Source organism: Leifsonia sp. 1010 (assembly GCF_031455295.1).
In the GTDB taxonomy this organism is placed as follows: domain Bacteria; phylum Actinomycetota; class Actinomycetes; order Actinomycetales; family Microbacteriaceae; genus Leifsonia.
In genome coordinates this window covers 110,671-134,009 of the sequence record NZ_JAVDSL010000005.1, presented here as the reverse complement: position 1 = coordinate 134,009, position 23,339 = coordinate 110,671, and the positions used below count along the sequence as shown (strand labels likewise).

Below are 23,339 nucleotides of genomic sequence, written 5' to 3'. Positions count from 1 at the left end.
TCGACCTGTCGGTGGGCCCACGTAGAATTGACCGAGTGATACTCCAGGGTCTGGTCGCCGCGCTCGCACGCGAGTCCTCGTTCAACGATGCGCTCGGCTATGCGGCGCGCGACGCCGACTTCTCGCTGACGGACGGCCTGCGGGCTCCGCTCCTCGCCGGGCTGCTGCGCAGGCGCGCCGAGCAGGGCGCATCGCAGGCGATCCTGCTCATCACGGCGACCGGTCGCGAGTCGGAGTCGATCCGCGGCGCCCTTCCCTGCATCCTGCCCGAAGGCGAGATCGTCGAGTTCCCCGCCTGGGAGACGCTGCCGCACGAGCGGCTGAGCCCGAGCCCCGAGATCGTCGGCAAGCGCCTGAGCGCGCTCCGGCGTCTGGCCGACTGGTCCGAGGGCGACCGCAGCACCCCGTTCATCCTGGTCGCGTCGGTGCGGGCCGCGCTGCAGCCTCTCGCCGACAACCTCACCGACTACTCGACGGTCGCCCTGAAGTCGGGGGCACGCGGGTTCGACCTCGGCGGCCTCGCGTCGCAGCTGATCGACCTGGCCTACGGACGCGTCGACATGGTCACCCGGCGCGGCGAGTTCGCCGTCCGCGGCGGCATCCTCGACGTGTTCCCGCCGACGGCGGACCACCCGTACCGCATCGACTTCTTCGGCGACGAGGTGGATGCGATCCGCGCCTTCTCGGTGGCCGACCAGCGGTCGATGCCCGAGCCGATCGCCGAGGTGAGCCTGCCGCCGAGCCGCGAGCTGCTGCTCAGCGACTCCGTGCGTCAGCGCGCGCGGGAGATGGAGCACGAGTTCCCGAGCCTCTCGGCCATGCTCGCCAAGATCGGCGAGGGCATTCCGGTCGAGGGGATGGAGTCGCTGGCTCCCGCGCTCGTCGACCGTCTGGTGCCGCTCACGCACTACCTGCCCGACGGCGCGGCCGTCGCGGTGCTGTCGCCGGAGCGCGTCGCCTCCCGCGCGGTCAGCCTGGCCGAGACGAACCGCGAGTTCCTCTCCGCGGCCTGGAGCGCGGCGACCGTCGGCGCCGCCGCGCCGATCGATCTCGCCGCCGGAGACTTCCTGACGCTGCAGCAGCTCAAGGACTCGGTCAAGTTCAGTCGTCCCGGAGCTCCGAGCCCCGACCATCCGTGGTGGACGATGAGTGGCTTCCAGGCGAACGACGTGCTTCCCGAGGAGCGCGAGCTGGAGGAGCACCTGCAGGTGCGCATCCACGCCGAGGCGGTGCCCAGCTTCCAGGGCAACGTCTCCGGCGCCGTCGAACACGTCGCCGCGCGCCTGCGCGACGGCTGGAGCGTCGCGATCGTCGCGGCCGGCAACGGCCTGGTCGAGCGCGCCGCCGACGTCCTGGCCGAGTCGGAGCTGCCCGCACGGCCGGTCGACGAGTTCCCGACCGACCCGGAGCCGGGCATCGCCTACCTCGTCAAGGCGACGGCCGAGCACGGCTTCGAGGTTCCCGAGACCAAGCTCGCGCTGATCAGCGAGGCCGAGTTCTACGGCCGCGCGGTGGGCTACGACTCCCGCCAGGTCAAGAAGCTGGCGGCGCGGCGCAAGAACGTCGTCGACCCGATGCAGCTGAAGCCGGGCGACTACGTCGTGCACGAGACGCACGGCATCGGCAGGTTCGTTGAGCTGACCCAGCGCGAGGTGTCCAGCGGCGGCCGCAATGCGGTCAAGTCGAAGCGCGAGTACCTCGTGCTCGAGTACGCGCCCTCGAAGCGCGGCTACCCCGGCGACAAGCTCTACGTGCCGACGGACCAGCTCGACCTCCTCACCCGCTATGTCGGCGGCGAGGCGCCGCAGCTGTCCAAGATGGGCGGCAGCGACTGGGCCGCCGCGAAGGGCCGGGCGCGCAGGGCGGTGCGTGACATCGCCGTGGAGCTGGTCAAGCTCTATTCGGCCCGCATGGCGAGCAAGGGTCACGCCTTCGCTCCGGACACCCCCTGGCAGCGCGAGCTGGAGGAGGCCTTCCCGTTCGCGGAGACGCCCGACCAGCTGCAGACCATCGACGAGGTGAAGGCCGACATGGAGCGGCCCATCCCGATGGACCGACTGATCTCGGGCGATGTCGGCTTCGGCAAGACCGAGATCGCCGTGCGTGCCGCGTTCAAGGCGGTTCAGGACGGCAAGCAGGTCGCGGTGCTCGTTCCCACCACGCTGCTCGTGAAGCAGCACGCCGAGACGTTCCAAGAGCGCTTCGCCGGCTTCCCCATCCACCTGCGCCAGCTCAGCCGCTTCCAGACCGACAAGGAGGCGCGCGAGACCCTGCGCGGCATGGCCGACGGCACGGTGGATGTGGTGATCGGCACCCACCGCATCCTGGCCGACGGCGTGAGCTTCAAAGATCTCGGACTCGTGATCATCGACGAGGAGCAGCGGTTCGGCGTCGAGCACAAGGACGCGCTGAAGAAGCTGAAGACCAACGTCGACATCCTGGCGATGAGCGCGACGCCGATCCCGCGAACCCTGGAGATGGCGGTCACCGGCATCCGCGAGATGTCGACGCTCGCGACGCCGCCGGAGGACCGGCACCCGATCCTCACCTTCGTCGGTCCGTACTCGGACAAGCAGGTGGCGGCGGCGATCCGTCGCGAGCTGCTGCGCGAGGGTCAGGTGTTCTTCGTGCACAACCGCGTCGGCTCGATCACGAGCATGGCCGCGAAGCTGGCGGAGCTGGTGCCGGAGGCCCGCATCGGCGTCGCCCACGGCAAGATGAACGAGCATGCGCTGGAGCAGGTGGTCGTCGACTTCTGGGAGCGGCGCTTCGACGTGCTGGTCTCCACGACGATCATCGAGACCGGCCTCGACATCGCCAACGCGAACACGATCATCATCGACCGCGCCGACAAGTACGGCCTGAGCCAGCTGCACCAGCTGCGCGGTCGTGTCGGCCGCGGCCGCGAGCGCGCGTACGCGTACTTCCTGTGGGATGAGAACAAGCCGCTGAGCGAGACCGCCCACGACCGGCTCTCGACCATCGCCGCGAACAACGACCTCGGCAGCGGCATGCAGGTCGCGCTGAAAGACCTCGAGATCCGTGGAGCGGGCAACCTGCTCGGCGGCGAGCAGTCGGGTCACATCGCGGGCGTCGGCTTCGACCTCTACCTCCGCATGATCGGCGAGGCCGTCTCCACGTTCCGCGGCGAGGTCGCGGAGGGCCAGACGGAGCTGCGGCTGGAGCTGCCTGTCGACGCGCACATCCCCGAGGAGTACGTCGACAGCGAGCGGCTGCGGCTCGAGGCGTACCAGAAGCTGTCGACCGCGAGCTCGCCCGCCGCGAAGGATGGCCAGATCGACCTCGTGCTGGAGGAGCTGACCGACCGCTACGGCACCCCGCCGGAGGCCGTCACCAACCTCGTCGCCGTGTCGCGGCTGCGTCGCGCGGCGCAGAAAGCCGGGCTCGGCGAGGTCGTGGCGATGGGATCCAACCTGCGGTTGGCACCGGCGATCCTTCCGGACTCGCTGCAGGTGCGCCTGCAGCGGATGTACCCGGGGTCGAAGTACCACGCGGCTCCGAAGGTCGCGACCGTCCCGCTGCCCCGGGTGAACGGAGAGGCGCTCGACGACGCGTCCCTGATCTCCTGGGTCGCCGACCTGCTGGGTGCGCTGTTCCCGGAGAAGGAGACGGCCGCCGCCGAGCGCGCTTCCTGACGCGACCCGGCGAAGCATCCATGGGTCGCAACACGCCGTTATCCGGCGTCCATAACGGCGTGTTGCGACCCACGGATGCGGCGGGGTCAGGCAGACGGTTCCGCCTGCGATTCCGGATGCGGCCGCTTCCGCGGGTCCGGGTGCGGATGCTCGCGCCGGTTGCGCCGGGCCAGCGCGCTGACGAGGAAACCGGAGACGACGATCGCGACAGCCGACCCGAGCAGGACGGCCAGCGTGCCCTCCGCCCGCACCTCCTCCGATCCCGCGAACGCCAGCTCGTTCATGAGCAGGGACACGGTGAAGCCGATCCCGCCGAGTGCGGCGACGGTGATGAGCCCGAAGAACGAGATGCGCCCGCGTTCGGCACCGCGCTTCGTGAACGAGCCGAGCCATCCCCCCAGCGTGATGCCGATGAGCTTGCCGACCGGCAGGGCGACAAGGATGCCCCAGAACGCCGGTGACAGCTGCGACGGCGACACGGCGGGGATGGGGACCAGAGCCGCCGAGAACGCGAACAGCGGCAGGATAAGCCCGTTCGACCACGGTTCGAGCGCGTGCGTGACCTTTCCGGCGGGCCGGCGCGCCATGACGAGCCCGAGGGCCACGCCCGCGATGGTCGCGTGCACGCCGGAGTCGTAGACCAGCCACCAGGTGAGCAGCGCGAGCAGCACCATGAGGACACCGAGCGGCCAGCGCATCCGCCCGCGCAGCATCCGGCTCAGCACGCCGAAGACGGCGACCGTGACGGCAGCGAGCGCCAGCTCCAGCAGGTTCGGGTCGGTGGTGAAGAACACGGCGATGATGACGATCGCGATGAGGTCGTCGAGCACCGCGAGGGCGAGCAGGAAGACGCGCAGCCGGTTCGGCAGGCCGCGGCCGAAGACGGCGAGCACGCCGAGCGCGAAGGCGATGTCGGTCGCCGTCGGGATGGGCCACCCCTGCGACACGCCGGTGCCGACGGTCAGCGCCAGGTAGATCCCCGCAGGAACGATCACACCGGCGACCGCCGCGATCGCGGGATGGATGGCCTTCTGCACACTGTTCAGCTCGCCCACGACGAGCTCGTGCTTGAGCTCGACCGCGACGATGAAGAAGAAGATCGCGAGCAGGCCGTCGCTGATCCAATGGCCGACGCTCAGGTCGAGCGGCCCGGCTCCGAGGTGGGCGTGCTGCACGTCGAGCAGCGCGGGGCCCACGGCCGTGTTGGCGAGGAGGAGGCCGAGCGCGGCCGCCCCGAGGAGGAGTCCGGCGGCGGTGCGCTCGGATCGGATGAGGCTCATGCGGTCACCAATCATGCGGGGTCACGAAAACGACGCCGACCAGACTTCCCGGCACACCGCTCACGACTCTACCCGGTGGCAGGATGGATGAATCGTAGAGCGAGGAGGTCGGCATGGGCGAGGCAGTGGGTCAGGATGCGGGACCGGTGGTCGTGCCGGAGGCCGCGACGAAGCTCGACGAGCTGGTCGCCGTGATGGCCCGCCTGCGCGCTCCGGGCGGGTGCCCGTGGGATGCCGACCAGACCCACGAGTCGCTGGTGCAGTACCTGATCGAGGAGACCTACGAGCTCATCGACGCCATCGAGACCGGTGACCGCGACGAGCTGCTCGAGGAGCTGGGCGACGTGCTGTACCAGGTGCTCTTCCACGCCGACATCGCGGCGCACACGCCGGGGGAGGACTTCGACATCCAGGATGTCGCCGCGCACATGACGGCGAAGATGGTCGGCCGCCACCCGCACGTCTTCGGCGACCGGACCGCCGCCGACGCCCGCCGGGCCGAGACCGCGGACGACGTGGTGGGGTTCTGGGACGAGCTGAAGAAGCAGGAGAAGCCGGGCCGCACGAGCGTGCTCGACGGCATCCCCCAGGGCATGCCCTCGCTCGCGCTGGCCGACAAGCTGCTCGGCCGCGCGCAGAAGGTCGGTCTGCTCGACCTGCAGGAGTCGGGCGGCGTGCAGGTGGCCAGCGAGGACGAGCTCGGCCCGCTGCTGCTCGCCATCGTCGCGTCGGCCAAGGCGCAGGGGCTGGACGCGGAGCGCGCCCTGCGCTCGACCCTGCGCGATCTGCAGGACGAGATCCGCGAGCAGGAGGCGGTTTAGCTCACCGCCGCTACCTCACTCCCCGAGCGAAGCCAGGTATTCGCGGATGCCGTCGGTCACCAGCAGGTGGTCCTCCTCCGAGGTGAGGCCGGAGGCGGTGACCGCTCCGACGACGCCGGTGCCGGTGACCCGGATCGGGAACGAGCCACCGGTCAACGCGTAATCGCGGGCATCGAGCCAGCCGAGACCCTCCACATCCACGTCGGCCAGCCGGAGAGCCACCAGGGCGCTGCTCGCCTCGAACCGGTGCACGACGGCCGCCTTCTTGCGGATCCAGTCCTGCTGGTCGACCGTCGTTCCCGGCAGCATGGCGCGGAACAGGATGTGGTCACCGCGCCGGATGTCGACGGCCACACCGGCGTCGGCCGCGAGCGCGCGCTCGATGATGAGACTTCCCAGACGCCAGGCTGCGGCGAGGTCGAACGACGGCAGGACGAGCTCCCGCTCCTGCTGCTCGAGAAACGGGATCGAGAGGTCGGTCATCGTGGTCCTCCGGTCGGGGTCGCCGCACGGCGTGTCACGCCGACACTAGCCGAGCGGGCCTACGCCGTGTGGTGCCGTCCGAGCGGTACGACGAGCGGCGTCCCGGTCACCGGGTCGTCGGCGATGACCGACTCGACGCCGAACACGTCGCGCACGAGCTCCGCCGTGACCACCGCGGCGGGGTCTCCCGCCGCCACGACCGAACCCGAGCGCATAGCGATCAGGTGTCCCGCATACCGCGCGGCCAGGTTGAGGTCGTGCAGCACCATGACGACCGTTGTGCCGCGGGCGGCATTGAGGTCGAGCAGGAGGTCGAGCACATCCAGCTGGTGGCTGAGGTCGAGGAAGGTGGTCGGCTCGTCCAGCAGGAGGATGTCGGTGCGCTGGGCGAGTGCCATCGCGATCCACACGCGCTGCCGCTGACCGCCGGAGAGCTCGTCCACCGGCCGGTCGGCGAGGTCGGTGATCCCGGTCGCCGTCATCGCCTCGGCCACGGCTTCGTCGTCGTCGGCCGTCCAGCGCCGGAACCAGCCCTGGTGCGGGTACCGGCCACGCGAGACCAGGTCCGCGACGGTGATGCCGTCGGGCGCGGTCGGCGTCTGCGGCAGCAGTCCGAGGCGCTGCGCCACCTGTTTGGTCGGCAGCGAGTGGATGTCGGAGCCGTCGAGCAGAACGCTGCCGGAGGCCGGCTGGAGCAGCCGCGACAGCCCGCGCAGCAGGGTCGACTTGCCGCAGGCGTTCGGCCCGACGATGGCGGTCACGCGGCCGGCCGGTATGTCGAGGTCGAGTCCGTCGACCACCACCCGTCCCTCGTAGGCGAGCGACAGATCGCGGGCGGCCAGCTCCGGCACGGCGGAAGGGGTCTCGTATGTCATGTCAGCCTCCACGGCCGATGCGGTTGGTCCTGGCGAGCAGCCAGAGCAGGTAGGGGGCGCCGACGATCCCGGTGACGACGCCGACCGGCAGCACGACGCCCGGGAGCGCGAACTGGGCGACGATGTCCGAGACGACGAGGATGAGCGCGCCGAGCAGCGCCGACGGGATGAGCGCGAGCGACCCGCGGCCCAGCAGCCGCCGGGCGATCGGCGCGGCGAGAAACGCGACGAAGGAGACCGGACCGGCGACGGCGACGGCGAGCGCCGCGAGCGCGACGGCCACGGCGACCACCAGGAGGCGGGTGCGCTCAGGCCGCACACCGAGCCCGGCGGCGAGGTCGTCGCCGAGGGACAGGGCTCCGAGCGGACGTCCGATCAGCAGCGCGCAGGGCACCAGCAGCACCGTCCCGACGCCGAGCACCAGCAGGGAGGTCGGGTCGACGGAGTTGAGGCTCCCGGTGATCCACACCAGCGCCTGCTGCACGTCGGAGAGGTCGGCGCGGGTGAGCACGTACGAGACGATGCCCGCGCAGAAGGCCGCGATCCCGATCCCGACCAGCACGAAGCGGTAGCCGCTGACACCGCGGCGCCAGGCCAGCAGGTAGATGGCCGCGGCAGCGACGAGCGTCCCAGCGAGCACGATGCCGGAGAGTGCGAGACCCGTGAGCCCGAACCAGATCAGGGCGACGGAGCCGGTCGCGCTCGCCGCCGCGGTGATGCCGATGATGTCGGGGCTCGCGAGCGGGTTGCGGGCGACCGACTGGATGAGCGCACCGGAGAGCCCGAGGCACGCGCCGACCAGGGCGCCCGCGATCAGCCGGGGCAGCCGAAGCTCCAGGATGACGAACGACGTCAGCCGGTCGGCGCGGCCGACCAGCGCGGCCAGCACATCCGCGGGGGAGACCGCCACAGCGCCGAGCGTCAGGGAGACGGCGGCGACGAGCACGAGGAGCACGGCCAGGGTGATGGACACCCGGAGGGCGCGCGAACGGCCGTGGCGCCGGTCGGCGCGCACCGCATCCACCGTGCCGGCTGCCGACGTGCCCCCGGCCCGTGACGGCGGGGACACCGGTGCGGCGCTCACAGGCTCACCAGCCGTCGGCGCCGCACCAGCGCGATGAACACCGGCGCGCCCACGAACGCCAGCACGACGCCCACCTGCAGCTCGCCGGGAGGGGCGACGACGCGGCCGAGGATGTCGCACGCGAGCAGCAGGGTCGGTGCGGCGACCGCCGAGTACGCGAGGATCCAGCGGTAGTCCGCGCCGACCACGCGCCGGGCGATGTGCGGGATGATCAGGCCGAGGAACGCGATGGGCCCGACCGCCGCGGTCGCCGAGCCGCAGAGCAGCACGATCGCCACTCCGCAGAGCACGCGGGTCACTCCGACGCGCTGGCCGAGCCCGCGGGCGACGTCGTCGCCGAGCGCGAGACCGTTCAGCAGCCTCCCGAGCCCGAGCGCCAGGATCGCGCCGACGGTGAGCGTCGGGAGGATCTGCCACAGCACTCCGAACCCGCGGCCGGCGAGCGACCCGACCTGCCAGAAGCGCATTGCGTCGAGCGAGGCGCGGCTGGTCAGCTCAACCGCGGTGATCAGCGAGCCGAGGGCGGCGGAGACGGCCGCTCCCGCGAGCGCCAGCTTGACCGGCGTCGCGCCCTCGCGCCCGAGGGAGGAGACGGCGTAGACCAGCACGGAGGCGAGCGCGGCGCCGGCGAACGCGAACCACAGGTACCCCGTCGGCGCGGTGATGCCCAGGAACGCGATGGCGACGACCACGGCGAGCGACGCCCCGAAGTTGACGCCGAGGATGCCGGGGTCGGCCAGCGGGTTGCGCGACAGACCCTGCATGACGGTGCCGGCGAGCCCGAGGGCGAGCCCGGTGACCAGGCCCAGCAGCGTGCGGGGGAGGCGGCTGTCCACGACCACGAGCGAGTCCGGGTCGCTGCGCGAGTAGTGCAGCAGGGCGTGCACGACGTCGGCCGGGGCGATCGTGCGCGCGCCGACCATGAGGCTCAGCACCGAGACGACCACGAGCAGGGCGGCCGCGACGGCGAAGCCCGCGAGCAGGCGGCGGCGCCGGGCGCGCGGGGACGACCCCGCGCGACCGGTACCCGCCCCGCCAGGACCGGACGGACCGGCAGCGGCGGGCGCGTCGACGCTCGCGGACATCCGCGCTACTTGACCTTGTCGGCGGCCTCGGCCAGCTGCGGCACGTATCGGTCGAGCATCCACGGGATGCTGAGCACGCTGGGCGCGCTGGTCGCGGCGACGAACGACCGTCCGATGATGGGGGCGAAACGGCCCTCCTTGATCGTCGGCATCGCGGCGACGAGCGGGTCGGAGGTGAACGCATCCACCGCGGCCTGGTCCTCGAAGTACATCACCAGCAGGTCCGTGTCGATCTTCGACAGGTTCTCGTAGCTGAGCTGGTAGAAGAAGCTGCCGTCGCCCTTCGAGGAGTCGAGGGAGGCGATGCTCGGGGAGTTCTTGAGCCCCAGGTCGTTGAGCAGCTGCACGCGCGGGTCGTCAGCCCGGTAGACGTTGAGCTTGCCCGGCTCGTTGGCGGCGGCGTAGAAGAAGGTCTTGTCCTTGAGCACCGGGTACTTCGCGGCGAGCGCCGTCACGGAGTCCTCGGTCTTCGTGACGAGGGCGTCCGTCTCCTTCGTCATGCCGAGCGCCTTGCCGACGATCTCGGTCTGGTCGCGCCAGCTGGTGGCCCACGGCTTCTCCGGGTAGGCGACGACCGGGGCGATCTTGCTGAGCGTGTCGTACTCCGCCTGCGTCAGTCCCGAGTACGGGGCGAGGATGACGTCGGGCTTGGCCGTGACGAAGTCCTCGAACGGCACCTCTCCGGTGTCGGCGGGGATGATCTTCGGCGTCTTCCCGCCCAGCTCCTTGATGCGGTCGGCGTCCCACGGCAGGATGCCGTCCGCGGTGCCGCCGTAGGCGAACGCCGGCATGGCGACCGGGACGATTCCGAGAGCCAGCACGATGTCCTGGGCACCCCATCCCCAGGTCGCGATGCGCTTCGGCTTCGCGTCGATCGTCGCCTCGCCGAGGGCGCTCTTCACCGTGACGGGGAAGGCGCCGGTGCCGCTGTCCGAGCTGCTCTGCGCGGCGGGTCCGCCGGCGCTGCAGCCGGTGAGCACGAGGGCGGCGGAGGCCACGATCGCGGAGGCGATCACAGCGAGACGCGACCGGCGTCGGGCGGCGCGGGGGACAGGCAGCATGGTTCTCCTCGGGAGGGGATGGGATGGGCGGCAGCCGACGACGTGGTCCGTGCGATGTAAGGCAAGCCTAACCTAAGAGATCGCGGGCGACCAAGACCTCTGCGTCGACCACCCGGACGGGAGCGCGCGTGGCGGCCGGCGGCGCGGAGATGGCGGGCGGCGCAGGGATGGCCGGCAGCGCGTCCACCCGGTCAGGTCGCCATTCGGGTGAGGCGGCGCCTCGCGGCGGCGCTCTCCTGGTCTCGGCGGACGCGTTGTCGGCCCGTGTCTGGCAGCGAGCACGCGTTCGTGGTCGGACGGGTGCGACTCATGCCAGGTCCTGTATTGAGGACGCCACCGAGCCCCGCGCAATGGCGGAGCCTCAGGGTGGCAACGCCTGGATTTTACGCCGGCACGTGGATGCGCACCATACCCCCGGCACCGGCCGTCGGCCGCCTTCATGGAAGAATCGACGCATGGCCTCACCGATCACCCCGCCCCGCGGCATGCGCGACTTCCTCCCCGCTGAGAAGGCCCGCCGCGAGCATGCTCTCGGGGTGATCCGCCGCAGCTTCGCCGCGCACGGGTTCGACGAGATCGAGACCCCGGTCGTCGAAGACGTCGAGCGCCTGCACTCGGGACTCGGCGGCGACAACGAGAAGCTGTCCTTCAGCATCCTGAAGCGCGGACTCGACGGCGACGACCTCACGGCCGCCATCGACTCGGGCGACCTGCTGAGCCTCGCCGACCTCGGGCTCCGGTTCGATCTGACGGTTCCGCTCGCCCGCTTCTACGCCACCCATCGGGCGGAGCTGCCCCCGGTCTTCCGCAGCATTCAGATCGCGCCGGTGTGGCGGGCGGAGCGTCCGCAGAAGGGCCGCTATCGCCAGTTCGTGCAGTGCGACATCGACATCATCGGCGAGGCGACCCAGCTGGCCGAGGTGGAGCTGATCACGGCGACGGCTGCGGCGCTCGAAGCGCTGGGCCTCAGCGACTGCACGATCCGGATCAACGATCGGCGCATCCTCAACGGGCTGCTCGAGTACTGCGGCTTCGACGAGACGCGCTGGCCGCAGGTGCTCATCTCCATCGACAAACTGGACAAGATCGGCGCGGAGGGCGTTGTCGCCGAGCTCGCCGAGGGCGGGGCCGACTCCGCGGCCGTGCTCGGCGGCATCCTCGCCGACCTGGAGCCGCACCTGGCCGACGGGGGCGTCGCGCTCACCGTCGACGCGATCACCGGCATCCTCCCCGAGGGGATGGACACCGACGCCGTCGCCGACCTGGAGGCGCTCGCGCACGCCCTCGACACCCTTCCGCCCGGCGTCGCCCTGCGGTTCGACCCGACGCTCGTGCGCGGCATGGGCTACTACACCGGCACCATCTTCGAGATCGCCCACCCCGGCTCCGGCAGCTCGGTCGGCGGCGGCGGGCGCTACGACGGGATGATCGGCCGCTTCCTCGGCACCGACGTGCCCGCCGCGGGCTTCTCCATCGGCTTCGAGCGGGTCGTCGACCTGATCGAGCTGCCGGAGGACGCCTCCGCGGAGTCCGTCGTGCTCGTGTACGACCCCGCCGTTCCGCTCGACCGCCTCGTCGCGATCAAGTCGGAGCTGATCGCGCGCGGGCACCGCGTCCGCCTCGACCGGCGGGCGAAGAACCTCAAGGCCGTGCTCGACCGTGCGGCCTCGGCCGGCTTCCGCTCGTTCGCGTTCGTCAACGCCGACACGGCGGATGCGGCCGCCCTCGAGGTCAAGCCGCTGAACTGAGCGGCTCACCTCGCATCACTAGACTGACGTCGTAAAACCCACGAAAAACCACGCAAGGAGACAGTTGTGGCTGCAATCGAAGCTGTAGGCGCTCGCGAGATCTTGGACTCGCGCGGCAACCCGACCGTCGAGGTCGAGGTGCTCCTCGAGGACGGCACGGTCAGCCGTGCCGCCGTCCCGTCCGGCGCGTCCACCGGGGCGTTCGAGGCCTACGAGCTGCGAGACGGCGACAAGGAGCGCTACCAGGGCAAGGGCGTGCTCAAGGCCGTGGATGCGGTGCTCGACGAGCTCGGACCCGCGATCGAGGGCTTCGAGGCCTCCGAGCAGCGCCTGGTCGACGAGGCCCTGATCGACCTCGACGGCACCGACAACAAGAAGCGCGTCGGCGCCAACGCCATCCTCGGCGTCAGCCTCGCCGTCGCCAAGGCCGCGGCCGACTCGGCCGACCTGCCGCTGTTCCGCTACGTCGGCGGACCGAACGCCCACGTCCTGCCCGTCCCGATGATGAACATCATCAACGGCGGCGCGCACGCGGACACCGGCGTCGACATCCAGGAGTTCATGGTCCTCCCGCTCGGCGCGGAGACCTACTCCGAGGGCCTCCGCTGGGGCGTCGAGACCTACCACTCGCTCAAGGCGCTGCTCAAGTCGAAGGGCCTCAACACCGGTCTCGGCGACGAGGGCGGCTTCGCCCCGGAGCTCGAGCACAACCGTGCGGCGCTCGACCTGATCTCCGAGGCCATCGAGAAGGCCGGCTTCACCGTCGGCCGCGACATCGCCCTCGGCCTCGACGTCGCCTCCACCGAGTTCTTCGAGAACGGCGTGTACCGCTTCGAGGGCCAGGAGCGCACGGCCGCCGAGATGAGCGCCTACTACCAGGAGCTCGCGGCGAACTACCCGCTCGTCTCCATCGAGGATCCGCTGGCGGAGGACGACTGGGAGGGCTGGGCGCACCTCACCGCCGAGCTCGGCACCAAGCTGCAGCTCGTCGGCGACGACCTGTTCGTCACCAACCCGAAGCGCCTCGCCGAGGGCATCACCAAGCACGCGGCCAACAGCATCCTCGTCAAGGTCAACCAGATCGGCACCCTGACCGAGACGCTCGACGCCGTGTCGCTCGCGCAGCGCAGCGGCATGACCGCCGTGCTCTCGCACCGCTCCGGTGAGACCGAGGACACCACGATCGCCGACCTCGCCGTCGCCACCAACGCCGGCCAGATCAAGACCGGTGCCCCGGCCCGCTCCGAGCGCGTCGCGAAGTACAACCAGCTGCTCCGCATCGAGGAGGAGCTGGGCGACGCCGCCGTCTACGCCGGCCGCAGCGCCTTCCCGCGCTTCACCGCGTAACCGCACCCACCGCAACGGCCCCCGGGGTTCCCCCGGGGGCCGTCCGCGTCTGCGGCTGCGTGAGGTGCACGTAGTGGCGCTTTCGCACGGCGTGTCGAGCGCCACTACGTGCACCTCGGCCACGGGCGGGCGCCCGACGGTAGGGTGCTGGAGTGACCACGGAGTCGGAGGTCGTCCCGCTCGTCCTGTTCCTCGCGCTGGCGGCGCTGTTCGCCCTCCTCGGGCTGTTCCTGACGCTACGGCCGGACCGGAGTGCCGAGTTCTTCTCGGACGAGGATGCGCACCGCCGCTTCCGGGCACGCGACGCGCGGGCTCTCGGCGTGGTCTTCCTCGTCGGCGGCGGGGCGCTGGTCGCACTCGGGGCCGTGCGCCTCGCGGGCATCCTGGCCGCCGGCTGAACGCATCCCGACACCCCGCGCCGCCACGGGTGGGACGGGCGTGATCACTTACGATGGGAGGGGGCCGCCCGGTCCCGATCCGCCACCAGCATCCCGAACCGGAGGGCCCATGCCGAAGCCGCGCACGCAACGCGTCCCGGTGCGCATGTCCCGCCCGACCGGCACCGGTCGCTGGCTGCGCCAGCTGCACTTCTCGGCGTTCTCGCTCGTGATGATGGGCGTCCTCGTGCTCGCCGTGCTCATCCTGGCACCGACGGTCCAGGCCTTCCTGTCGCAGCGGCAGCAGATCGCCGACCAGCAGCACGCGGTCGACCAGCTCGCGGCTCAGGTCGACACCCTCAAGGACCAGCGCGCGCGCTGGAACGACCCCAGCTACCTGCGCGCCCAGGCCCGCGACCGGCTCTACTACGTCATGCCCGGCGAGGTCAGCTACCTCGTCATCGACGACCGGCCGCCGGCGGCGAAGCAGGACACGACCCCCGTCAGCTCCAAGCTGGTCAAGACGCAGACCGACTGGGTCGGCTCGCTCTTCGGCTCCTTCATGGGAGCCGGACTGACGCAGGCGACCCCGCAGCAGCTGAGCGGAACCCCGGCTCCCGACCCGACGGCTCCCGCCACCGGGTCGCCCACCCCGAAGAAGTAACGCCATGACCAGACCCCCGTTCGACCCCGTGACCGACGAGGACATCGCCGTCGTCTCCGAGCAGCTGGGCCGCCCCGCCCGCAACGTCGTGGGCATCGCCGCGCGCTGCGTGTGCGGCCGCCCGACGGTGGTCTCCACGGCGCCGCGCCTCGACGACGGGACGCCGTTCCCGACCTTCTACTACCTGACGCATCCCGCCGCGACCGCGGCCATGTCGGCGCTCGAGGCGACGCAGGTCATGGCCGAGTACAACGACCTCCTCGCGGAGGACGACGATGTCGCGACCGCCTACCGCGCGGCGCACGAGCAGTACCTGGCGGACCGCGAGTCCATCGCCGTGGTGGACGAGATCGCGGGCATCTCGGCGGGCGGCATGCCCTCTCGCGTGAAGTGCCTGCACGCCCTCGCCGCGCACGCCCTCGCCGCCGGCCCGGGAGTCAACCCGATCGGCGACCTCGCGCTCGCCCGCGGCGACTGGTCGCCCGCGGTGTGCGAGTGCCTCATCGACGTCGCCGGCTAGGACGCCCCGTGGGGGACCGGATGCGGCGGCCGGCCGCACATGACGCCCGAGTCGCCGCAGGCGGCCCGGAGACCCCGGTCCGCCCGCGCGACGGCCGCCCGCGCGACGGCAGCCCGCGCCCCACTCGCTCCCGCCCCGCCCGCCGCCTCGCCTCCATCGCCGCCGCTGTAGCGATCGCCATCGCGTCCACCCTCGTCCCCGCCACGGCCGCCCGCGCCGATCAGGTGCGCGACCTGCAGTACTGGCTGAACGACTACGGGTTCGCCCAGGCCTGGAACACGACCCGCGGCGCCGGAGTGAAGGTCGCCGTCATCGACACCGGCGTCGACGGTTCGGTGCCCGACCTCGCCGGTGCGGTCGTCGGAGGCACCGACGTCTCCGGTGTCGGCGCCGCCTCCGGCCAGAAACCGCTGGGCGACGCCGAGAGCGCAAATCACGGCACCTGGGTCGCCTCCCTGCTGGCCGGCCGGGGGACCGGGCCGGACAGCGGTGTGCTGGGCGCGGCGCCGGACGCCACCATCCTCAGCGCGTCCGTCGCTTTGGGCAAGGCGATGGGACCGGTCGGAAGCGACGAGCAGATCGCCGAGGCCGTCCGCTGGGCGGTCGACAACGGTGCGTCGGTGATCAACATGTCGCTGACCCGCAACACCCTCGACTGGCCGACCAGCTGGGATGAGGCGTTCCAGTACGCCTTCTCGCACGACGTGGTCATCGTGGCCGCCGCCGGCAACCGGGGGAGCGGCACCAGCGAGGTCGGCGCCCCGGCGACCATCCCCGGTGTGCTGACCGTCGCCGGCGTCGACCGCGCCGGCAAGGCCAGCTTCGACGCATCCGCCCAGGGCATCACGATCGGCGTCTCGGCGCCGAGCGAGCAGCTCGTCGGCGCGAACCCGGGCGGAGGGTACGTGCAGTGGGCGGGGACCAGCGGTGCAGCTCCCCTCGTCTCGGGGGCCGTCGCCCTGGTGCGCGCCGCGCATCCCGAACTCAAGGCGGCGGATGTCATCGAGCGGATCATTCGCACAGCGAAACCCGCGGGCGGCGCCGTGCCGAGCCCGATCTACGGCTACGGACTCTTGGATGCCGCCGCCGCGGTCACGGCCTCCGTCCCGCATGTCACCGTGAATCCGATGGGCGATCTGGGCGATTGGATCCGCATCCACCGACGCGCCGAATCGCCCTCGACCCCCGCCCCCTCGACCCCCGCTCCGGGCGGCGATCCGCAGGCCGCTCCCGTCCCCGCGAAACTCACCCCCGAGCGCGCGGTACCATGGAATCGGTTCTTCTGGCCGCAATGGAGCGTCCTCACCGCATTCTGGCTGCCGTTCGGTCTGATTGCCGGCTTTCTCGCTCTCGTCGCCCTCGGCGGCGTCGGCGCGTGGTCGCATTTCAGGCGGATGCGCAGCAAGGAGTAATGTAAGGCCCAAACTTATCGGTTAGAGGAGACGCTTCACTGTGCCCAAAATCCTGATCGTCGGCGGCGGATACGCCGGCTTCTACACCGCGTGGAAGCTCGAGAAACAGCTCCGCCCGGGCGAGGCTGAGGTCACCATGGTCGACCCGCTGCCGTACATGACGTACCAGCCGTTCCTCCCGGAGGTCGCCGCGGGGTCGATCGAGCCGCGTCACGCGGTCGTCGCGCACCGCCGCCACCTCAAGACCACCAACATCATCACCGCGAAGGTCACGTACGTCGACCACGCACGCAAGGTGGCGACCATCCAGCCGCCCATCGGCGAGGCGTACGAGTTCGAGTACGACATCGTTGTGGTCACGGCGGGCGCCGTCTCGCGCACGTTCCCGATCCCGGGCGTCGCGGACCAGGCGGTCGGCCTCAAGAACATCGAGGAGGCCGTGTACATCCGCGACCAGCTCCTCACCAACTTCGACAAGGCGGCCGGCATGCCGGCCGGGCCGGAGCGCGACCGCCTCCTCACCGTGGTGGTCGTCGGCGGCGGCTTCGCCGGCATCGAGATCTTCGCCGAGCTGCGCTCGTTCGCCAGCGCCCTGCTGAAGCGCTACCCGGAACTGTCGTTCGAGGACACGCACTTCCACCTGATCGAGGCCATGGGCCGGATCATGCCGGAGGTGTCGCTCAAGACCAGCCACTGGGTGATCAAGAACCTCGCGGAGCGCGGGGCGCAGATCCACCTCGACACCCAGCTGCAGAGCGCGGTGGACGGCGTGATCCAGCTGTCGACCGGCGAGACCTTCGAGACCGACCTGATCGTGTGGACCGCCGGTGTCATGGCGAACCCGACGATCGTGCGGCACACCGACCTCCCGATCGAGGAGCGCGGCCGCCTCCGCGTCCGCGCCGACCTGCGCGTCGGCACCGACGAGGAGATCGTCGAGGGCGCCTGGGGCGCCGGAGACGTCTCGGCCGTGCCCGACCTGACCGGTGGCGGCGTCGGCGGCTACTGCGTGCCGAACGCCCAGCACGCGGTGCGTCAGGGCAAGCTGCTCGCGAAGAACATCGTGGCCTCGCTGCGTGGCGAGCTGCCGCGCCAGTACTACCACAAGAGCCTCGGTGCGGTCGCCGGCCTCGGCGTGGGCGTCGGCGTGCTCCAGTCCGGCAAGATCGCCATGAAGGGCGTCATCGGCTGGCTCGCCCACCGCGGCTACCACGGGCTGGCCATGCCGTCGTGGGAGCGCAAGTGGCGCGTCATCTGGGGCTGGTGGAACAACGTGTGGCTCGGCCGCGACATCGTGTCCCTCGAGGCCGTGCAGCACCCGCGCGCCGGTTTCGAGGAGTTCGCCGCCCGCCCGAAGCCGGCCGTCGAGGCCGCTCCGGAGGAGCCGGCGAAGAAGGCTCCGGCCCGCAAGAAGCCCGCTGCCGAGAAGCAGCCGGCGGAGGTCACCGCGAAGTAGTTCGCGGAGCGAACGCCGCGCGAAGGCCCGGTCCCCTCAGGGGGCCGGGCCTTCGTCGTTCGGTGGACCGGTCCGGTGTCGTCGCGCAGCAGCTGTATTTCGGGTCGAGGCGGGGGATGCCACGGTGGTGCTTGCAGTGCCGCATCGTGCGGTCACGGGGCGAGCGAGGCGGTGGCACGATGGCGAGACGCATCCGACGCGGAGGCCGGCAGGCGGGCAGCCGCTGGTGGGCAACCGTGGCTCTGGTGGCTGCCGTCGCATCCCTCGCCCTTGCACCCGCTGCCGCGACCGCAGCGTCGCTCGACGCACCGCTCGACGCCCCGCTCGACGCACCCGTCACTGCTCCGGTCGCCGCCGAGAGTGAGCTGGCGGACGGCGGCAACCGCGACGGTCACTACTGCGATGGATGCGCCCCGCCGATGGAGTACTCCGGCGGGCCTGTGATGGAGACCTCCGGTGACGCCGGGATCGTCATCACGCCGGTGTTCTGGGCCCCCGACGGTTTCGCTTTCCCTCCCGGGTACGTGGACGGCATCCTGCTTTACCTGCACGATGTCGCGGCGGACAGCGGCGGCGATGCCAACGTCTACTCGCTGGCGACCGAGTACCCCGGCGACGCGGACGGCGAGACGGTTCCCCTCGACTACCGCCTCACCGACGCCCCGGCCGTCGTCGACCCGTCGGCCTTCCCGGCGAAGGGATGCGCGCCCGACGACGACGTCAGCAGCGTCTGCCTGACCGACGACGAACTGCGCGCCGAACTCGCGCGGCTGGTCGCTGTCGGACAGGTGCCGACGGGCATGGACCGCTTCACGCCGGTCTTCCTGCCGCCGGGCGTGGAGGCGCAGGATCGTGACGGGACGACCTCCGCATCGACGTTCTGCGGCTACCACCGCATGTTCGGTGAGGGTGAGGAGGCCGTCGTGTACAGCAACGAACCGTTCGAGGCGGCCAACTGCGACGCGGGACAGGCCCCCAGCGGCAGTCTCGCCCTCGACGGCGCGATCAGCACCCTCAGCCACGAACTGGCCGAGGCGATGACGGATCCCGACACGGAGAATCCGGCATGGCTGGACGAGACGGGGCACGAGATCGGCGACCTGTGCGCCGAGGACTTCGGCACCGCGCTCGGGTCGACCGACCCCGACGATCCGTACGGGACTCTCTACAACCAACTGATCAACGGCCACCCGTATTACACCCAGACGGAGTTCAGCAACGGCTCCTTCGATGCGTACGGCGCCGGTTTCGGCTGCGCGCAGAGCGTGACGCAGGCGACGACAGATCCGTCCGAGGCCCCGGGCGATGTCGCCGAGATCTTCACCGATGTCACACCGAACAGCCTGGAGGGCACGGACGTTGCGACTCTCGAGCTGAGCATCGTCGACCGGGCAGGCGAGCCGGTCGTCGGAGACCGGATCACGCTGAGCACCTACGCGGTCCGCGGCGACGGCACCTGCGGGACCTTCGCCGCGACGACGGCGACCACCGACGGCAACGGTCGCGCCACCGCCACCTACACGGGCTCGGGCGATCCGGTCGTGTGCGCGCTGGTCGCGCTCGAGGCGAAGGGCGGGTACTCCGCCATCAGCCGGGTCTACCAGGGGTCCACCGCGGCGACCGCGCCGAACGCCGAGGCCGACTTCCCGGCGGCCCTGGAGGCCGGCGGCGATGCCCGCTACGTCACCGCCACCTTCACCAACCCCGCGTCCGACCGGATCGACGGGGCACGCGTCGAGCTCGACGTCTTCCCGGCGGAGGGCAGCCGTACGCCGGTGGATTCGTCCCAGCTGCACGTCGACTACTCGCTCTCCGGAGAGGCCGGCCCGTTTCATCCGGTCGAGTTGACCGGCTCCACGGCGGAGGACGACGTGATCCGCGGCTATGTCGAGCCGGATGGCGGTCTGTCGATCGCCCCGCACAGCACCGACCAGGTGCTGCTCCGTGTGCAGCTCGCCTCCGGCGTTCCCACCTCCCCGCCGGGGCCGCAACTGTCGGCCGAACTCTTCCTGGATGCGGTCAACACGGCGACGGGATCGGGCACCACGATCGCCGACAGCTACGCGAGCGACCTCCGTATCGTGCCTGCAACTCCGTGGCTTCTGCGGCCGCGCGTGCTCGCAGCGATCGGGGCCGCAGCGGTCATCGTGGCGCTGGCGCTCATCCCCTGGGCGATCGTGTCCGGCCGCCGCCGCCGACGCGCCCGCTGACGTCGGAGATCTGCTCCCGATCGCGCCGAAACTCCATCCGCACCGCGGTCCGTCGGAGATTCGGGACCGTTTTACCGACGCAAGCGCGCCCGGCGGCCGAGTACCCCCAGTGGGACTCGAACCCACACTCGGGCGAGTTTAAGTCGCCTGCCTCTACCGATTGGGCTATGGGGGCCGAAGGTGCAGCGGGCCGACGAGCGGCGCGGACGGCCGCCGGTCGAGGTCTAGCGGTCGCGGTAGGGCGACTTGACCATCTGGACGATCGCGGCTGCGGCGATCCCGCCGCCGACGATCACGACGAGCCAGATGAATCCGATGAGCAGACCTTCCATGCGATCAACGCTACACCGTCGCCGCCGCCCGCCGCGTCTGCGAACTCCTTCAGCGGTTCCGGAGTCGTTCTCCAAGGTTCTGCGGCACACTCGTCGCAGACACCCTTTCTGGTGAGGTGTCCTCGGTCCGGCCGGTGCCCGGGATCCCCCGACGCGGGCGCCGGCCGGGCCTCCAGTCGGGCCCGCCACGGCCGGTTAGGCTCGATGCGTGACCACCCGGTGCCCGTGCCTGAGCGGCGAGACGTACGACGCCTGCTGCGGTCCGCTGCACCGCGGCGAGCCGGCCCCGACCGCGGAGCGTCTGATGCGGTCCCGGTTCAGCGCCTTCGCCCTCGGCGATGCCGCGTACCTGCTCCGCAGCTGGCATCCGTCCACGCGACCCGACGAGCTGGAGCTCGACCCCGACCTCCGCTGGTACCGCCTCGACATCGAGCGCACCGAGGGCGGAGGCCCGTTCGACCGGGACGGCGTAGTGGAGTTCGTCGCGTACTACAAGGGCAGCGAGCGGGGCAGCCTGCACGAGGTCTCGCGGTTCGCGCGCGAGGGGCGGGACTGGTTCTACGTGGATGCGCTCAGCGCATCCTGACGCAGATCACGGCACCGTGCGGTCGAGCGCCGGCGCGACGTAGCGCTCCCACAGCCACACCGCGACGCTGGCCGCGGCGAAGCCTGCGGCGACACCGACGATGACGATCACGCCGACACCCCGCTCGACGAGGGATGCCACGGGCAGCAGCAGCGCGAACAGGACCGTGTACACGACGATGCTCAGCCCGCCCCAGAGCCAACGCGACCACTGGGCGACGGCACGGCCCGCGAGCCCGCCGAGGGGGAGCAGCATGACGGAGGCCGAGCCGATGCCGATCAGGGCGAGCGCGTTGACGAGTTCGACCACGAATGCGCTGAAGGCCCCGGTGGGCGTGGGGAGCAGCCCCACTGCGAGCCAGGCGAGCACACCCAGGGCCGCGACGGCCGAGATCTGCACGGCCGCGATCCGTCCGCGGCGCGCGCGGCCGGCGTGCGGCGCCATCGACAGTCCGAGCACGAGGGCGAACAGCAGCGCGGGGGAGAGCCCGAGCAGGCGGGAGCCGAACGCCGCGACCGCGACCACGACGAGCAGTTCCGGCCGCACGGTGATCCGCGGCACGGGGAGGCCGAAATGCGGAGCCAGGGCTCGACCGGCGAGCACCCACACGGCGTTCACGCCGGCGACGGCGATCCCGATCGCGAGCAGCACCCGCAGGTAGGCGCCCGGGTCGGAGAGCGGCGTGGAGAGGGTCACCAGCACGGCCGCGGCGATTCCGACCACGGGTACGAGCCAGCGCGGTTGAGCCGGCGTGGACGGCGACCCGCCCGCAGCCGGTCCGTTGGAAGGCGTCGGCGTCCGCTCCGACCGCGCGGCGGCGCCGAACAGCGCCGACGCCTCCGCGACGTCGGAGCGCGGCCGGTTTCGGCCGAACACAGACACCCGGCGGCGCTCCCGATCTGCGCGGGCGGCACGCCCGCGGGCGAGTGCGGCGGTCAGCAGCCGCGCCGGCAGGACCAGCAGCAGAAGTGCGGCGACGGCGAGACCGACCGAGCGCATCCACCCGGGCAGCGAGGCCGCCGTCACGACCGGTGCCGAGGCGTTGGAGAAGGGCGTCGCGATCCACCCGCGGGTGTCGGGATGCAGCGGTCCGGCACCCGTCCCGCCACCGGCGGCGGGCGGCGCCGGCTCCGCGGGGGTCGGCGTCGGGGTCGGCGTACGCGTCGGCGACCGCGTCGACGGCGTGGTGGCCGCCGTGACGCCGAGGGTGACGGCGTTGCTCCCGGCGCTCACGTTCCCCGCGGCATCCCGCTGGAGGGCCGAGAGCGTGTACGCGCCCTCGGGGAGGGCTCCCTGGCACGTCCACGCGCCGGCGGCGACGTCCGCCGTGCAGACCACGGTCGTGCCCTGGGCGGTGGTGGCGTAGAGGGTCACATGCGCGCCGGTCTCACCGGTTCCGCCGAACGCGACCGCCGCACCGGCGAGGACGGACGTCCCGCTCGACGGGGAGGTGATGCCCGGGGCGGCGGGAGCCGTGCGGTCCACGTCGAGGGTGACCCGGCCGCTGGATGCGGACGCCTGCGATGAGAACGGAGCCGTCTGCGTCGCCGTCACGGTGTGGCGTCCATCCGGCAGCGACCCGCTGAGCACGCACGCCCAGCCGCCGTTGGCGTCCGCCGGGAAGGTGCAGCTCGCACCGGAGTCGGCGGTGACCGTGACGCTCGCGCCGGGGTAGGCGGTGCCGCGCACGCTGCCGCCGGTCGACACGACGCCGGTTCCGGCGATCACGGGCGGGTGCAGCACATCCACTCGGGCGCTGTCGGACCCGCTCAGGGTGGATTCGGCGCGAACGGAGACGCCGGGGCCGTCGGGCAGCGAGGCGATGGTGCAGCGCCAGTCGCCGTCGTCATCCACCGTGGCGGTGCAGCTCTGCGCGCTTCCGGGGGAGGAGCCGGCCGAGACGGAGATCGTGTCGGTCGGCGTCGCGGTGCCCGAGACGGCCAGCGGGAAGCTGCGCACCAGATCCGGGAGGCGGTCGATGCTCACCGGGCTCGGCGTCGGGGTCGGGGTCGGTGTGTCGGACGGTGACGAGGTGTCGGTCGGCGAGACGGCCGACGGCGTCGGAACGGCCGCCGGGCGCGCGGAAGCGGACGCCGGCGATGAGCCGGAGCCGGAGGAGAAGGAGGCTGCAGCGGACGAGGCTGCGGGTGACTGTGCTGCGGAAGAGCGGACTGCGGTGGAGCCGGATGCTGCGGTGGAACCCGATACTGCGAGTGCGGACGTCGATGCGCCGGCCGGGGGCGGTGACGCGGTGGCGGGGGGAGCCGTTCCGATGAGTCCGGCCGCGCTGAGCAGGAGCACGGCGAGCGCTGCGACGGCAGCGACGGACACCAGTCGGCGCG

General features: G+C 71.6%; 18 protein-coding genes and 1 tRNA gene. 11 read left to right on the top strand and 8 right to left on the bottom strand.

The window, feature by feature from the left end; genetic code table 11:
- Positions 1-35: 35 nt before the first annotated feature.
- Entirely contained in the window at positions 36-3,656 is a 3,621-nt protein-coding gene (mfd, locus tag J2Y42_RS17975; protein WP_309861361.1) for a transcription-repair coupling factor, read from the top strand.
- Positions 3,657-3,742: 86 nt separating this feature from the next.
- Here the strand turns inward: mfd and nhaA are convergent, their stop codons facing one another.
- Positions 3,743-4,936: a Na+/H+ antiporter NhaA gene (gene nhaA, locus J2Y42_RS17970; RefSeq protein ID WP_309861358.1), complete on the bottom strand. Its 1,194-nt coding sequence runs from the start codon at positions 4,934-4,936 to the stop codon at positions 3,743-3,745.
- A 113-nt stretch (positions 4,937-5,049) separates the two neighbouring features.
- On the opposite strand from nhaA, the gene J2Y42_RS17965 reads away from it, so the two are divergent.
- Positions 5,050-5,757 (top strand): MazG family protein, encoded by a 708-nt coding sequence (locus tag J2Y42_RS17965; RefSeq protein WP_018191599.1) that lies wholly within the window; start codon positions 5,050-5,052, stop codon positions 5,755-5,757.
- A gap of 15 nt (positions 5,758-5,772) precedes the next feature.
- Here the strand turns inward: J2Y42_RS17965 and J2Y42_RS17960 are convergent, their stop codons facing one another.
- Genes J2Y42_RS17960 through J2Y42_RS17940 form a run of 5 tightly spaced genes read right to left on the bottom strand, consistent with a single transcriptional unit; the run spans position 5,773 to position 10,345 of the window.
- Positions 5,773-6,240: a heme-degrading domain-containing protein gene (locus J2Y42_RS17960; protein ID WP_309861355.1), complete on the bottom strand. Its 468-nt coding sequence runs from the start codon at positions 6,238-6,240 to the stop codon at positions 5,773-5,775.
- Between the two features lie 59 nt (positions 6,241-6,299).
- Positions 6,300-7,115, bottom strand: a complete 816-nt coding sequence (locus tag J2Y42_RS17955; RefSeq protein ID WP_309861352.1) for an ABC transporter ATP-binding protein — start codon at positions 7,113-7,115, stop codon at positions 6,300-6,302.
- Between the two features lies 1 nt (position 7,116).
- Positions 7,117-8,199 (bottom strand): iron chelate uptake ABC transporter family permease subunit, encoded by a 1,083-nt coding sequence (locus J2Y42_RS17950; protein ID WP_309861349.1) that lies wholly within the window; start codon positions 8,197-8,199, stop codon positions 7,117-7,119.
- A complete protein-coding gene (locus tag J2Y42_RS17945; RefSeq protein WP_309861346.1) occupies positions 8,196-9,284 on the bottom strand; it encodes an iron chelate uptake ABC transporter family permease subunit in 1,089 nt (362 codons plus the stop codon). The genes J2Y42_RS17950 and J2Y42_RS17945 overlap by 4 nt, the downstream gene beginning before the upstream one ends.
- 5 nt (positions 9,285-9,289) lie before the next feature.
- On the bottom strand, positions 9,290-10,345 hold the full coding sequence (locus J2Y42_RS17940) for an iron-siderophore ABC transporter substrate-binding protein (protein WP_309861343.1): 1,056 nt from the start codon (positions 10,343-10,345) through the stop codon (positions 9,290-9,292).
- A gap of 455 nt (positions 10,346-10,800) precedes the next feature.
- Between J2Y42_RS17940 and hisS the strand changes: the two genes are divergently transcribed.
- The 8 genes from hisS (at position 10,801) to J2Y42_RS17900 (ending at position 20,079) form a co-directional block, all read left to right on the top strand.
- Entirely contained in the window at positions 10,801-12,093 is a 1,293-nt protein-coding gene (gene hisS, locus J2Y42_RS17935; RefSeq protein ID WP_309861341.1) for a histidine--tRNA ligase, read from the top strand.
- Between the two features lie 66 nt (positions 12,094-12,159).
- Positions 12,160-13,440, top strand: coding sequence for a phosphopyruvate hydratase (gene eno / locus J2Y42_RS17930; protein WP_026307240.1), 1,281 nt, complete (start codon positions 12,160-12,162; stop codon positions 13,438-13,440).
- Positions 13,441-13,592: 152 nt separating this feature from the next.
- Positions 13,593-13,838: a hypothetical protein gene (locus tag J2Y42_RS17925; RefSeq protein WP_309861340.1), complete on the top strand. Its 246-nt coding sequence runs from the start codon at positions 13,593-13,595 to the stop codon at positions 13,836-13,838.
- A gap of 109 nt (positions 13,839-13,947) precedes the next feature.
- The gene (locus J2Y42_RS17920; RefSeq protein WP_018191589.1) at positions 13,948-14,481 is read left to right on the top strand and encodes a septum formation initiator family protein; all 534 of its coding nucleotides are present in this window, start codon (positions 13,948-13,950) and stop codon (positions 14,479-14,481) included.
- 4 nt (positions 14,482-14,485) lie between these two features.
- Positions 14,486-15,001, top strand: a complete 516-nt coding sequence (locus J2Y42_RS17915; RefSeq protein WP_309861337.1) for a DUF501 domain-containing protein — start codon at positions 14,486-14,488, stop codon at positions 14,999-15,001.
- A gap of 8 nt (positions 15,002-15,009) precedes the next feature.
- Positions 15,010-16,413: a S8 family serine peptidase gene (locus J2Y42_RS17910; RefSeq protein WP_309861336.1), complete on the top strand. Its 1,404-nt coding sequence runs from the start codon at positions 15,010-15,012 to the stop codon at positions 16,411-16,413.
- A gap of 40 nt (positions 16,414-16,453) precedes the next feature.
- Positions 16,454-17,869, top strand: coding sequence for an FAD-dependent oxidoreductase (locus J2Y42_RS17905; protein ID WP_309861333.1), 1,416 nt, complete (start codon positions 16,454-16,456; stop codon positions 17,867-17,869).
- A gap of 179 nt (positions 17,870-18,048) precedes the next feature.
- Positions 18,049-20,079: a hypothetical protein gene (locus tag J2Y42_RS17900; RefSeq protein WP_309861331.1), complete on the top strand. Its 2,031-nt coding sequence runs from the start codon at positions 18,049-18,051 to the stop codon at positions 20,077-20,079.
- A gap of 101 nt (positions 20,080-20,180) precedes the next feature.
- Here the strand turns inward: J2Y42_RS17900 and J2Y42_RS17895 are convergent.
- Positions 20,181-20,254, bottom strand: a tRNA-Leu gene (locus J2Y42_RS17895).
- A gap of 365 nt (positions 20,255-20,619) precedes the next feature.
- On the opposite strand from J2Y42_RS17895, the gene J2Y42_RS17890 reads away from it, so the two are divergent.
- Complete coding sequence (locus tag J2Y42_RS17890; RefSeq protein WP_309861328.1) at positions 20,620-20,997, top strand: YchJ family protein; 378 nt, start codon at positions 20,620-20,622, stop codon at positions 20,995-20,997.
- Positions 20,998-21,003: 6 nt separating this feature from the next.
- Here the strand turns inward: J2Y42_RS17890 and J2Y42_RS17885 are convergent, their stop codons facing one another.
- Complete coding sequence (locus J2Y42_RS17885) at positions 21,004-23,328, bottom strand: Ig-like domain-containing protein (protein WP_309861326.1); 2,325 nt, start codon at positions 23,326-23,328, stop codon at positions 21,004-21,006.
- Between the last annotated feature and the right edge of the window lie 11 nt (positions 23,329-23,339).

What these genes read in the sequence shown, in the direction of transcription:
- J2Y42_RS17960 (WP_309861355.1), bottom strand. Translation starts at nt 6,240, where the DNA reads ATGACCGACCTCTCGATCCCGTTTCTCGAGCAGCAGGAGCGGGAGCTC.
- J2Y42_RS17915 (WP_309861337.1), top strand. Translation starts at nt 14,486, where the DNA reads ATGACCAGACCCCCGTTCGACCCCGTGACCGACGAGGACATCGCCGTC.
- nhaA (WP_309861358.1), bottom strand. Translation starts at nt 4,936, where the DNA reads ATGAGCCTCATCCGATCCGAGCGCACCGCCGCCGGACTCCTCCTCGGG.
- J2Y42_RS17955 (WP_309861352.1), bottom strand. Translation starts at nt 7,115, where the DNA reads ATGACATACGAGACCCCTTCCGCCGTGCCGGAGCTGGCCGCCCGCGAT.
- J2Y42_RS17945 (WP_309861346.1), bottom strand. Translation starts at nt 9,284, where the DNA reads ATGTCCGCGAGCGTCGACGCGCCCGCCGCTGCCGGTCCGTCCGGTCCT.
- hisS (WP_309861341.1), top strand. Translation starts at nt 10,801, where the DNA reads ATGGCCTCACCGATCACCCCGCCCCGCGGCATGCGCGACTTCCTCCCC.
- J2Y42_RS17920 (WP_018191589.1), top strand. Translation starts at nt 13,948, where the DNA reads ATGCCGAAGCCGCGCACGCAACGCGTCCCGGTGCGCATGTCCCGCCCG.
- J2Y42_RS17940 (WP_309861343.1), bottom strand. Translation starts at nt 10,345, where the DNA reads ATGCTGCCTGTCCCCCGCGCCGCCCGACGCCGGTCGCGTCTCGCTGTG.
- J2Y42_RS17965 (WP_018191599.1), top strand. Translation starts at nt 5,050, where the DNA reads ATGGGCGAGGCAGTGGGTCAGGATGCGGGACCGGTGGTCGTGCCGGAG.
- J2Y42_RS17900 (WP_309861331.1), top strand. Translation starts at nt 18,049, where the DNA reads ATGGCGAGACGCATCCGACGCGGAGGCCGGCAGGCGGGCAGCCGCTGG.